The sequence below is a fragment of the Bacillus sp. FJAT-22090 genome (genome assembly GCF_001278755.1).
Classification (GTDB): Bacteria; Bacillota; Bacilli; order Bacillales_A; family Planococcaceae; genus Psychrobacillus.
On record NZ_CP012601.1, the window covers coordinates 3,399,237 to 3,410,757 of the forward strand.

The following is an 11,521-nucleotide window of genomic DNA, read 5'->3' on the forward strand; positions in this document are numbered from 1 at the left end:
ATCTACAAAATAGTCCTGAGGGGGGCATTTCCGTATGAATATCGTTTTAATGGGTCTGCCGGGTGCTGGTAAAGGTACTCAAGCAGATAAAATTGTTGAGAAGTACGCAATCCCTCATATTTCTACAGGCGATATGTTTCGAGCAGCAATTAAAGATGGCACGGAACTTGGCTTAAAAGCAAAATCGTTTATGGATCAAGGTGCACTAGTACCCGATGAAGTAACGATTGGTATTGTCCGTGAAAGATTGAGTAAACCAGATTGTGAAAAAGGATTCTTACTTGATGGTTTCCCAAGAACAGTACCTCAAGCGGAAGCACTTGATGCTTTACTTGCGGATCTTGGAAAATCACTTGAGCATGTGCTTAACATTCAAGTTGAAAAAGAAGAATTGATTAAACGTCTAACTGGCCGTCGCATTTGTAAAGAGTGTGGCACTGCTTACCATTTAATCTTTAACCCTCCTGCTAAAGAAGGTGTTTGTGATAAAGATGGTGGAGAGCTTTATCAAAGAGCGGATGACAATCCCGAAACGGTTACTAACCGTCTGGAAGTAAATATGAAGCAAACTCAACCTTTGCTTGATTTTTATGACAACAAAGGTGTTTTAACAAATATAGATGGACAGCAAGAAATTTCAAAAGTTTTTGCTGATCTTGATGCTCTGTTACAGGGCAACCGCATTTAATAGCCCGGTGCCTGTCTCAGATTGACTGAATAACCGGGCATTATGCAAAGAACGAAATGTTTTTTTCGAGAGCTGCAAAAGCATATTGCGCCCGGTATACGAACTTAGGGAAAGAAATGTATCAAAAAACGAGGGCCCCCTAGTCCACGTGCATTTCCACTACTTAAGGGGTATAATGGGTTTCGTGGAAGCATCTATGTAACGAACGGGTACTATGGAACTCATCCAACACTTTCGTACGAATATGTTGACATGAGGGAGACAGGTTTCTACCAGTCAGTCTACGCCGTGGATTGCTACAAGCGAAACCTTACGAGTGTCTTTCGAACATCTCTCATGATTTCCAAACATATGCTTAAAACGAATAGTTTCGTTCCATTAGAGGCTATACTAACAGCAAATTACGTTTGAATTTTGATGAGAACCTGATTTGTATATAGAAGGGAGACAGGGTTGATGGCGAAAGATGATGTAATTGAAGTCGAAGGAACAGTTGTTGAGACTTTGCCAAACGCGATGTTTAAGGTAGAATTAGAAAACGGTCATACAATACTTGCGCATGTATCTGGTAAAATTCGTATGCACTTTATCCGCATTTTACCTGGAGATAAAGTCACAATTGAACTATCTCCTTACGATTTAACTCGCGGTCGTATTACGTACCGTTTTAAATAATCTTTTGCACTCCGGACTACTAAGGAGGTTAGGTTAGATGAAAGTGAGACCATCTGTAAAACCGATCTGCGAAAAATGTAAGGTAATTCGCCGACGCGGTAAAGTAATGGTAATCTGTGAAAATCCTAAACACAAACAAAGACAAGGCTAATAAGAAGGAGGTGCACGACACATATGGCACGTATTGCTGGTGTTGACATTCCACGCGACAAACGCGTTGTTATTTCATTAACATACATTTACGGTATTGGTAAAACAACTTCACAAAAAGTATTAGCTGAAGCTGGTATTTCTGAAGAAACTCGCGTACGCGATTTAACAGAAGATGAGTTAAACAAAATCCGTGAACAAATCGGTGTATACAAAGTAGAAGGTGACCTTCGTCGTGAAGTATCACTAAACATTAAACGTTTGATGGAAATCGGATCTTTCCGTGGTATCCGTCACCGTCGCGGCTTACCTGTACGCGGACAAAATACGAAGAACAATGCTCGTACTCGTAAAGGTCCACGTAAAACAGTTGCGAACAAGAAAAAATAATCGGTAAAGGAGGTTTCTTCCTAACATGGCACGTAAACAACAAACACGTAAGCGTCGTGTGAAAAAGAATATCGAATCCGGTATTGCTCACATCCGCTCTACATTTAATAATACAATTGTGACTATCACAGACATGCAAGGTAATGCACTTTCTTGGTCAAGTGCTGGAGCTCTTGGATTCAGAGGTTCTCGTAAATCTACTCCATTCGCTGCACAAATGGCTGCTGAAACTGCTGCAAAAACATCCATGGAACATGGTTTAAAAACTTTAGAAGTAACTGTTAAAGGCCCAGGTGCTGGTCGTGAAGCGGCTATCCGTGCACTTCAAGCTGCAGGTCTAGAAGTTACAGCTATTAAAGACGTAACACCAGTACCACATAACGGTTGCCGTCCACCAAAACGTCGTCGCGTGTAATAATAGGTGAAACTCATTGTTTGAGAACATCATTTATTGTACAGACTGAAGTTGTGCAAACAGCAATCAGTTAAACGATCGAATTCATATGATGGAAAGAACCTATACATTCGATGTTTTGAGGGAGGGTAAATTGGAATGATCGAAATTGAAAAACCAAAGATTGAAAGTGTAGAAATCAGCGAAAATGCCAAGTTTGGTAAATTTGTTGTAGAACCGCTAGAACGTGGCTATGGAAATACTTTGGGAAATTCTTTACGTCGTATCCTTCTGTCTTCTTTACCAGGAGCTGCAGTTACTTCTATTCAAATTGATGGCGTTTTACATGAGTTTTCAACTATTGAAGGCGTAGTGGAAGATGTTGCATCTATTATTATGAATGTTAAGAAACTAGCTTTGAAAATCTACTCTGACGAGGAAAAAGTCATTGAGATTGATGTAAAAGGAGAAGGAACGGTTACAGCTGCTGACATTACACATGACAGTGATGTTGAGATATTAAACCCGGATCTCTATATTGCAACTATCGGCAAAAATGGTCATTTCCGCATGCGTATGTATGCAGGTCGAGGCCGTGGCTACACTCCTGCTGATCAAAACAAACGTGAGGATCTTCCTATCGGCGTAATCCCGATCGACTCTATTTATACTCCAGTTTCACGCGTTAATTTTCAAGTGGAAAATACTCGTGTTGGTCAATTGGCAAACTACGATAAATTAACTCTTGATGTGTGGACAGATGGCAGCACCGGTCCAAAAGAGGCGATTTCGCTTGGAGCAAAAATCTTAACAGAGCACTTAAATATTTTTGTAGGGATGACCGACGAGGCACAAACTGCTGAAATCATGGTTGAAAAAGAAGAAGATCAAAAAGAAAAAGTATTAGAGATGACTATCGAAGAACTTGATCTTTCTGTTCGTTCTTATAACTGCTTAAAACGAGCTGGTATTAACACAGTACTTGAGCTTGCGAACAAGTCAGAAGACGATATGATGAAAGTAAGAAACCTTGGCCGTAAATCTTTAGAAGAAGTAAGAGCGAAGTTAGATGAGCTTGGCTTAGGATTACGTAAAGAAGACTAAGCGAATTTTGATATAGCTAGATATGAACTATTCACCAAAGGAGGGAAACATCCATGGGTTACAGAAAACTTGGACGTACAAGTTCTCAACGTAAAGCGATGTTACGTGACTTAACAACTGACCTAATTATTCATGAGCGTCTTCAAACTACTGAAGCACGTGCAAAAGAATTACGTTCTGTTGTTGAAAAAATGATCACTTTAGGTAAACGCGGAGATTTACACGCACGTCGTCAAGCAGCTGCTTACATTCGTCGTGAAGTAGTAACTTCTACTGATGAAGAAGGTAATGAATCAACAATTTTTGCATTACAAAAATTGTTTGATGATGTAGCACCACGCTATGCAGACCGTCAAGGCGGTTATACTCGTATTATGAAAGCTGGACCTCGTCGCGGAGACGGAGCACCTGTTGTAGTAATTGAGTTAGTTTAATTTAAAGTGTATACACGCACTGCATAATTAAATGAAAGCCCCAAGGCGAATTTGATTAAGATAAAGTTGAAGAGGGTAATTGGTGTTCCTACCACCCTCTTCTTTTTTCAAACATATTTATTAGATTTATACGACAATATAAAAGCTGAGTGTTATGATGAGCGGACTTTTTACGTGATTTATCTGAATCGTGTTTAAGAAGTAGCGTCTTGTCTAGCTCTACGCACCTCATTTTTCTAATTGGTCTTGAGCAGCCAATTATGAAACCGTTATAGAAGAGCGCATTTCTCAAAATGAGGTGCGCGCTTTTTTATTTTATCGTAGAATGGTTACATGAACTTAGACAGCAGAGTGGAGCTAGAGGAGGTAAAGGATGAAAAGCGAAATTATTTCTTTACAAGAAGTAACTTTTACATATACAGAAGAAGAGAATATTCGTCCAGCAGTAAATAACGTTTCTTACACAATCCGAGCAGGTGAGTGGGTTGCAGTAGTAGGTCATAATGGTTCCGGCAAATCGACGCTTGCACGATTAATGAATGGTCTTCTATTTCCTCAGTCGGGAAAAGTACGTATTTTTGGGGAAGAGTTGAATGAACACAATCTATGGGAAGCTCGTTCGCAAATGGGAATGGTGTTCCAAAATCCAGACAATCAATTCGTAGGAGCCACAGTTCAGGATGACGTAGCATTTGCATTAGAAAATAACGGTATCCCGTTTGAGGAAATGGTAGAACGAGTAGAAGAGTCATTAGTTAAAGTAAAAATGAAAGATTTTATGAACAGCGAGCCTCATCATTTATCGGGAGGACAAAAACAACGTGTCGCAATAGCTGGAGCAATCGCATTAAAGCCAAAGATTTTATTGCTAGATGAAGCAACTTCTATGCTTGATCCTCAAGGTAGAGAAGAGGTTCTTTCAACCGTACGTCAGTTAAAAGATGAAACCGATTTAACAGTTATATCTATTACACATGATCTAGAAGAAGCATTACACGCGGATAGAGTCATTATGATGAATAACGGTAAAAAATACGCAGAAGGAACGCCTGAAGAGATATTCCAAAAAGGACAGGAACTAGTAGATCTAGGACTTGATTTGCCTTTTGCGATGAATATATCTCGGTTATTACGTTCCAAAGGAATTACACTAATGGCAGACCATATGACAGAAGAAGAGTTGGTGAATGATTTATGGACATCATACTTCAACAAGTAAGCTATGCTTATGCAAAAAATACACCTTTTGAAAAACGAGCGTTGTTTAATGTAGATCTACATATACCTTCAGGCAGCTATCAAGCAATCATTGGGCACACGGGTTCCGGTAAATCAACTATTTTGCAACATTTAAATGCATTACTAACACCTACGGAAGGCTCTATTAAAATTGGAGATGTCGAAGTAAAACCTGAAAAGAAAAACAAACAACTAAGACAAGTTAGACAAAAAGTAGGTATTGTCTTTCAATTTCCAGAGCATCAATTATTTGATGAAACGGTGTTAAAAGATATTATGTTTGGTCCCATGAACTTTGGTGTATCAGAAGAGGAAGCAAAAAGACGTGCAATAGAATTAGTAAAGCTGCTAGGACTCCCTGATGAGGTATTAGAGAAATCACCTTTTGATCTATCAGGAGGACAAATGCGCAGGGTGGCAATCGCTGGGGTACTTGCGATGAATCCAGAAGTATTAGTACTAGATGAGCCAACAGCTGGATTGGACCCAAGAGGACGAAAAGAAATAATGGAATTATTTTATAAGCTTCATAAAGAAAAAGGTTTGACGACTGTTTTGGTAACACATAGCATGGAGGATGCAGCGAGATATGCTGATCGTATTGCTATTATGCATAATGGTAAGTGTGTATTAGAAGGTTTACCAAATGAAATTTTTGATAACGAAGAGCGCTTAACAGATTATCGCTTGGAATTACCTCAAAGTGTTAAATTTCAAAAAAAGATAGAGAAGATGACAGGAAAAAAACTGCCTTCAATATGCTTAACTGAAGAATCCTTGGCAGAAGAGCTTGCGCAAATGATTAAAAAGGAGCGTGAGGTTTAATGCTAGAGAAAATGATATTCGGTCGCTATATACCGGGAGATTCTTTTATACACCGGTTAGATGCTCGGGCTAAATTGATCTTTGTCTTTTTATTTATTGCTATCGTTTTTATTGCGAATAACTGGATTACTTATGGTATTTTGCTTGTGTTTACATTTTTAATTATCCGTATGTCCAAGATTCGCCTATACTTTTTAATAAATGGATTGAAGCCAGTTGTTATACTAATCATTTTCACGTTTTTATTACATTTAATATTTACACGTGAAGGTGACATCATTTTTCACTGGAAGTTTATATCTATTTATGAGGAAGGTTTACGACAAGGGATATTTATTTCTATACGTTTTTTCGTATTAGTAATATTAACATCGATTCTAACGCTCACTACTACCCCTATATCGATTACAGATGCATTAGAGACATTATTGAACCCTTTAAAGAAATGGAAGCTCCCAGTGCATGAATTAGCGCTAATGATGTCAATCTCGCTAAGATTCATCCCAACATTAATGGATGAAACAGATAAAATCATGAAAGCACAAATGGCGAGAGGATCTGATATGACGACTGGAAGTATGAAGGAAAGAATGAATGCCGTTGTTCCACTTCTCATTCCGTTATTTGTGAGTGCCTTTAAACGTGCAGAGGATTTAGCTACAGCAATGGAAGTACGAGGATACAAAGGTGGAGAGGGTAGGACAAGATATCGCAAGTTAGAATGGGAAACGCGAGATACGATTAGTATACTGTCACTTGTTCTCTTAGCTGGAATTCTTGTTTATTTTAGAAGTTAGACGAGGTGTAGGTGTGAGGTTAAAAGCAATTGTCAGTTATGATGGAAGTGGATTTTCCGGGTATCAGGTTCAACCGGGAAAGCGCACAGTACAACTGGAGCTAGAACGTGTTCTTGGAATCATGCATAAGGGAGAATCCGTAAAAGTAGTTGCAAGTGGGCGTACAGATGCTGGAGTTCATGCTACTGGACAAGTTATTCATTTCGATAGTTCGCTAACGTTACCAATGGAAAGATGGCGAACAGCATTGAATGTACAACTTCCAGGAGATATTCGCATTTTATCGGTAGAACAAGTTCAAGATGATTTCCACGCAAGATATAATGCTACAGGGAAAACCTATCGCTATATTTGGTCATTAAATGATGTGCAAAGCCCCTTTGAACGCAATTATTCAGTCCATGTTGAGCGATATAAACCTAATGTGGAGCTAATGAAAGAGGCTGCAGTTTATTTGTTGGGAACGCACGATTTTTCAAGTTTTTGCGCTTCTAATACTAGTGTAAAAGATTTTGTAAGAACTATTCATTTCATCCATTTAGAAGTAGAAAAAGAGTCTAATCAATTGCATATGGTGATTAACGGAAATGGATTTTTATATAATATGGTTCGCATTATTGCAGGAACTTTATGGGAAATTGCAATCGGTAAAAAAAGTGTGGAGGAGATGCGGGACATAGTTAATTCTTGTGATCGAAAGAGAGCAGGAAAAACCGCGCCAGCACACGGTTTATACCTAGAAAATGTGGAGTATTTCTCATGAAACAACTTTTCCAGGTGTTTTTCGAAAAACGCTTGACTTAATCGAGTTTTCGTTATATGATGATGTATGGTATTTTCATTAACCCCACAATATAAGCCCCGAAACTTATTGGTATGAGGATATAGAAAATTATAGATCGATTATGATTGAATTAGGAGGACAAAATACATGCGTACAACATTCATGGCTAAAGGTCACGAAGTAGAACGTAAATGGTTAGTAGTTGACGCTGAAGGCCAAACTCTTGGTCGTTTAGCTTCAGAAGTAGCTGCTATTTTACGTGGAAAACACAAACCAACATTCACACCAAACGTTGACACAGGTGATCATGTGATCATTATCAACGCGGACAAAATTCATTTAACTGGGAACAAGTTAAATGACAAAATTTACTACCGTCACACTCAATTTGCAGGTGGACTTAAACAACGTACTGCATTAGAAATGCGTACTAAGTACCCAACTAAAATGATCGAATTAGCAATTAAAGGGATGCTTCCTAAAAACACAATAGGACGTCAAATGTTCTCAAAACTTAACGTTTACGCTGGAGCAGAACACCCACATGCAGCACAAAAACCAGAAGCATATGAGCTTCGCGGATAATTAATAAGAGGAGGACATACACTTGGCACAAGTTCAATATATCGGCACTGGTCGCCGTAAAAGTTCAGTAGCACGCGTACGTTTAGTACCAGGCGAAGGAAAAATTATTATTAACAAACGTGACGTTGAAGATTACGTACCATTCGAAACTTTACGTGAAATCATTAAACAACCATTAGTAACTACTCAAACTCTTGGTAGCTATGATATTCATGTAAACGTTAATGGTGGTGGATTCACAGGTCAAGCAGGAGCAATCCGTCACGGTATTGCACGTGCTCTACTTACAGTAGATCCTGATTTCCGTCCAGCATTGAAATCTGCAGGATTCTTAACACGTGACCCACGTATGAAAGAACGTAAAAAATACGGTCTTAAAGGCGCACGTCGTGCACCTCAGTTCTCAAAACGTTAATATTGCGTTTTCAAAGACTCTCAACCATTTTGGTTGGGGGTCTTTTTTATTAATATGAGAAAGACTTAAAACTATATACACCGATAGAAAAAACATCTGTAACGAAAGAAGTTACAGATGTTTTATATTATTGATTTCTTCCATATTGATAAAAGGCATATTTGAATCGAGTACGCCTTTTATTCGTTTCGCCTTCATTTTTTCTCCTTGCATCCACTCGTTGAAATCAAAGATAAGTGGTAATCGATCACCACCAAGTGTAAATCCAATCCTCATTTCTTGTGGAAAATAGAAGGAGGTATGCAAAGTACCTGCCCATGCTCCATATTTTTTTGAAAAAATGCCTTTATCCGTGTCATTCATCATTCGGTATGCTGTGTAAGGATCTGTTACATTTTTTTGTTGTTGGAGAATGGCTTGTTGTCTTCGGAAGGAGTCATCCATACGATATCTATTTTCTTCTGTTAATTCTTCAAAATGATTCGTACATACATTTGATTGACGAACTTCTACCGCTCTTGGTGAAGCTTCTACCACAAATGTCTCTCCTTTAGTATCCAATAAAACATAGCTAAATGAATGACGATGCGGAATTTCCTTCAAGAGATCAATTGCTTCATCTACGTTTGCACATGTTTCTAAAATAATGCGGCCGATCATATTACAGACAAAGCCATCCTCTGAATTCTTTCTATTAATGAAGTTATAGCCCATTGCAAGCCCTTTTTCATTCATCCCATCTGTACGACCTGTAATTTGCATGGAAGGCCCAATTACGGCATAACCTCCATCGGTCGGCCGATATATAGTAAAGCGCCCTTCATATGAAAATGGATGATTGTCATAGTTGCGAACCATATATTCATTTCCTGTAAAAATGGAACAACCGCTTCTCCCATATTCAAGATAATAACCACCAAATTCTCGAATCGCATCTTCCATCTTCCATTTTAAAGAATCAGCAAGTCCCTGAATCTCATCCCAAATTTGAGGGGCAAATGTTAAAATTACATTTTTGAATTCTATTTCATTAATAAGGAAGTGGCGACTTTTTGAAGCCCACTGTTTCTTTCTATTTATTATTATTGGTGATTCTTTTAAAAGGTTCCCTTGCATATAACCGAAATTATAATGATCTCCTTGAAATTGAACAATCTCACTGTAAACATTCCCCATACCAAAAATCCTCTCGGTTTTACTTAATATTTCTATTTTAAGTAATAATGAAGTACTTTAAAAAAGAAACGACTTATAAAAGGGAGCTAGACAAATTTCAGGATACTAAAAACGCATCGTATGTTTAACTGGTCATTTAATAATACCTGCTGGAGAGTGCTAAGGTTCGAAGAAGTTAATATACACTAAAAAAGGCTGTAGATCACTCGTTTTATTCGAGTTTTTCTACAGCCTGGGGACAACATGATACATGTTGTCCGTGGAAAGATTATTTATTTAATTTTTTATCATAATCAAATTCAAATTCTACGTCCTCAGGTTTAACGAATTTCGTTTTATTTTTTAATTTATAGACAATCCATAAGCAAAGGAAGAGAGGTATGCCTAAGTAAGCAGCAACAACGCTACCCCAATCTACTTTATCTGCAAGGAAAGCTTGGAAGTTTTGAGCTAAAATAACGATTAATCCGCATGCAATCGCAAAAATTGTACCGATCGGAAACCATTTTGCTTTATAAGGTAATAGGTCCAGTGAATGACCTTGAGCAACAAAGGCTTTACGGAAACGATAGTGACTGATCGAAATACCGAGCCAAAAGATAAACCCAGTAATACCGATAGCATTCATCAACCAAATATAAACGACACCATCACCAAAGAAAGAAGCCAAAAAGGCAAGCGTGCCGATAGCACACGTTAAAATCATACCAGCCACTGGAACACCACGTTTATTAAGCTTGCCAAAAATCTTAGGAGCTTGTCCCTCTTTAGCCATGGAATATAACATACGAGTGGATGCATATAGACTAGAGTTACCTGCTGATAAAACAGCTGTTAAAATAACTGCGTTCATAAGTGAGGCTGCAAATGCAATTCCGGCTTTTTCAAAAATTAGTGTAAAAGGACTAACCATGACATTTTCACTTTGTAAACTTGGATGTGTGTAAGGAATGATCAAAGCAATTACGAGAATCGCTAAAATATAAAATAAAAGAATTCTCCAGAAAACACTTTTTATAGCGATAGGTACATTTTTCGCTGGATTTTCACTTTCACCAGCAGCCACCCCAACAATCTCGGTTCCTTGAAAAGAGAACCCTGCTGCAATAAAAACAATAAATACACCAATGAGACCTCCTGAAAAAGGAGCATCGCCAACGGTAAAGTTTTTAAATCCTACTACTTCTCCACCCATGATTCCGAAAATCATCAGTACACCTACTACGATAAAGATAACAATCGCACTTACTTTAATTAAGGAAAGCCAATATTCACCTTCCCCGTACCCTTTAACAGATAAATAGTTCAAAAGAAAAATAAGCGTTAAAAATGATGCACTCCATACCCATGATGGACTATCTGGAAACCAGAACTTCATAATCATCGTGGAGGCAGATAACTCTGCCGCTATGGTCATTGCCCAGTTAAACCAATATGTCCAACCGATTGCGAATCCAAATGCAGGATCTACGAACTTTGTACCATACGTACTAAAGGAACCACTAGTTGGCATAAAAGCTGCCATTTCTCCAAGGCTTGTCATAACAAAATAGACCATTGCACCAACTAAAGCATATGCAAGTAAAGCACCACCTGGGCCAGCTGTATTGATCGCTGCGCCACTACTTAGAAATAGTCCTGTACCAATAGAACCTCCAATTGAAATCATCGTTAAATGACGAGCTTTCAATCCCCGTTTTAATTTTTGCTCTTCTGGTTGAATGGCGGACTGTAAAAGGTTTTTTTCATCTTTTGGCACCACTATCTATCCCTTCTGTTTGAAAAATAAAGCGCTTTCTTTTTTTAGAATAATATTTATTCTTAGATATTTACTATATTTTTATTTGAACATGGCTCCACATCCA

The 11,521-nt window shown here is 38.2% G+C and carries 15 protein-coding genes; 13 read left to right on the top strand and 2 right to left on the bottom strand.

All coding sequences use genetic code 11. The annotated features are described in order from the left end of the window. Positions 1-34 precede the first annotated feature (34 nt). The 13 genes from AM499_RS17085 to rpsI all read left to right on the top strand — a co-directional run bounded on the left by AM499_RS17085 (position 35) and on the right by rpsI (position 8,480). Positions 35-688, top strand: a complete 654-nt coding sequence (locus AM499_RS17085; RefSeq protein WP_053591338.1) for an adenylate kinase — start codon at positions 35-37, stop codon at positions 686-688. Between the two features lie 456 nt (positions 689-1,144). Next, on the top strand, positions 1,145-1,363 hold the full coding sequence (gene infA / locus AM499_RS17090) for a translation initiation factor IF-1 (RefSeq protein ID WP_016429904.1): 219 nt from the start codon (positions 1,145-1,147) through the stop codon (positions 1,361-1,363). Positions 1,364-1,400: 37 nt separating this feature from the next. Further along, a complete protein-coding gene (gene rpmJ / locus AM499_RS17095; protein WP_003247619.1) occupies positions 1,401-1,514 on the top strand; it encodes a 50S ribosomal protein L36 in 114 nt (37 codons plus the stop codon). 23 nt (positions 1,515-1,537) lie between these two features. Beyond that, positions 1,538-1,903: a 30S ribosomal protein S13 gene (rpsM, locus tag AM499_RS17100; RefSeq protein WP_053591339.1), complete on the top strand. Its 366-nt coding sequence runs from the start codon at positions 1,538-1,540 to the stop codon at positions 1,901-1,903. 25 nt (positions 1,904-1,928) lie between these two features. Next, positions 1,929-2,318, top strand: a complete 390-nt coding sequence (rpsK, locus tag AM499_RS17105) for a 30S ribosomal protein S11 (RefSeq protein ID WP_053591340.1) — start codon at positions 1,929-1,931, stop codon at positions 2,316-2,318. 138 nt (positions 2,319-2,456) lie between these two features. Then, on the top strand, positions 2,457-3,401 hold the full coding sequence (locus AM499_RS17110) for a DNA-directed RNA polymerase subunit alpha (RefSeq protein WP_053591341.1): 945 nt from the start codon (positions 2,457-2,459) through the stop codon (positions 3,399-3,401). Between the two features lie 53 nt (positions 3,402-3,454). Further along, positions 3,455-3,835, top strand: coding sequence for a 50S ribosomal protein L17 (gene rplQ, locus AM499_RS17115; protein WP_053591342.1), 381 nt, complete (start codon positions 3,455-3,457; stop codon positions 3,833-3,835). A 373-nt stretch (positions 3,836-4,208) separates the two neighbouring features. Next, positions 4,209-5,054 carry an energy-coupling factor ABC transporter ATP-binding protein gene (locus AM499_RS17120; RefSeq protein ID WP_053591343.1) on the top strand — a complete coding sequence of 282 codons (846 nt, stop codon included), beginning with the start codon at positions 4,209-4,211 and terminating at the stop codon, positions 5,052-5,054. After that, the gene (locus tag AM499_RS17125) at positions 5,030-5,899 is read left to right on the top strand and encodes an energy-coupling factor ABC transporter ATP-binding protein (protein WP_053591344.1); all 870 of its coding nucleotides are present in this window, start codon (positions 5,030-5,032) and stop codon (positions 5,897-5,899) included. The genes AM499_RS17120 and AM499_RS17125 overlap by 25 nt, the downstream gene beginning before the upstream one ends. Next, complete coding sequence (locus tag AM499_RS17130) at positions 5,899-6,696, top strand: energy-coupling factor transporter transmembrane component T family protein (protein WP_053591345.1); 798 nt, start codon at positions 5,899-5,901, stop codon at positions 6,694-6,696. The genes AM499_RS17125 and AM499_RS17130 overlap by 1 nt, the downstream gene beginning before the upstream one ends. A 13-nt stretch (positions 6,697-6,709) precedes the next feature. Next, entirely contained in the window at positions 6,710-7,459 is a 750-nt protein-coding gene (gene truA, locus AM499_RS17135; RefSeq protein WP_053592260.1) for a tRNA pseudouridine(38-40) synthase TruA, read from the top strand. Between the two features lie 168 nt (positions 7,460-7,627). Then, on the top strand, positions 7,628-8,065 hold the full coding sequence (gene rplM, locus AM499_RS17140; protein WP_053591346.1) for a 50S ribosomal protein L13: 438 nt from the start codon (positions 7,628-7,630) through the stop codon (positions 8,063-8,065). 22 nt (positions 8,066-8,087) lie between these two features. After that, positions 8,088-8,480, top strand: a complete 393-nt coding sequence (gene rpsI / locus AM499_RS17145; protein ID WP_053591347.1) for a 30S ribosomal protein S9 — start codon at positions 8,088-8,090, stop codon at positions 8,478-8,480. A gap of 111 nt (positions 8,481-8,591) precedes the next feature. Here rpsI and AM499_RS17150 read toward each other — a convergent pair whose 3' ends face one another. Together AM499_RS17150 and AM499_RS17155 are read right to left on the bottom strand one after the other, a co-directional pair. Then, positions 8,592-9,656 (bottom strand): C45 family autoproteolytic acyltransferase/hydrolase, encoded by a 1,065-nt coding sequence (locus AM499_RS17150; RefSeq protein WP_053591348.1) that lies wholly within the window; start codon positions 9,654-9,656, stop codon positions 8,592-8,594. A 268-nt stretch (positions 9,657-9,924) separates the two neighbouring features. Continuing rightward, entirely contained in the window at positions 9,925-11,325 is a 1,401-nt protein-coding gene (locus AM499_RS17155) for an amino acid permease (protein WP_082355382.1), read from the bottom strand. Positions 11,326-11,521 lie beyond the last annotated feature (196 nt).

Bases quoted from the DNA above. Each gene is read 5' to 3' on its own strand.
- AM499_RS17085 (WP_053591338.1), top strand. From the start codon at position 35: ATGAATATCGTTTTAATGGGTCTGCCGGGTGCTGGTAAAGGTACTCAA.
- infA (WP_016429904.1), top strand. From the start codon at position 1,145: ATGGCGAAAGATGATGTAATTGAAGTCGAAGGAACAGTTGTTGAGACT.
- rpmJ (WP_003247619.1), top strand. From the start codon at position 1,401: ATGAAAGTGAGACCATCTGTAAAACCGATCTGCGAAAAATGTAAGGTA.
- rpsM (WP_053591339.1), top strand. From the start codon at position 1,538: ATGGCACGTATTGCTGGTGTTGACATTCCACGCGACAAACGCGTTGTT.
- rpsK (WP_053591340.1), top strand. From the start codon at position 1,929: ATGGCACGTAAACAACAAACACGTAAGCGTCGTGTGAAAAAGAATATC.
- AM499_RS17110 (WP_053591341.1), top strand. From the start codon at position 2,457: ATGATCGAAATTGAAAAACCAAAGATTGAAAGTGTAGAAATCAGCGAA.
- rplQ (WP_053591342.1), top strand. From the start codon at position 3,455: ATGGGTTACAGAAAACTTGGACGTACAAGTTCTCAACGTAAAGCGATG.
- AM499_RS17120 (WP_053591343.1), top strand. From the start codon at position 4,209: ATGAAAAGCGAAATTATTTCTTTACAAGAAGTAACTTTTACATATACA.
- AM499_RS17125 (WP_053591344.1), top strand. From the start codon at position 5,030: ATGGACATCATACTTCAACAAGTAAGCTATGCTTATGCAAAAAATACA.
- AM499_RS17130 (WP_053591345.1), top strand. From the start codon at position 5,899: ATGCTAGAGAAAATGATATTCGGTCGCTATATACCGGGAGATTCTTTT.
- rplM (WP_053591346.1), top strand. From the start codon at position 7,628: ATGCGTACAACATTCATGGCTAAAGGTCACGAAGTAGAACGTAAATGG.
- AM499_RS17150 (WP_053591348.1), bottom strand. From the start codon at position 9,656: ATGGGGAATGTTTACAGTGAGATTGTTCAATTTCAAGGAGATCATTAT.
- AM499_RS17155 (WP_082355382.1), bottom strand. From the start codon at position 11,325: ATGATTTCAATTGGAGGTTCTATTGGTACAGGACTATTTCTAAGTAGT.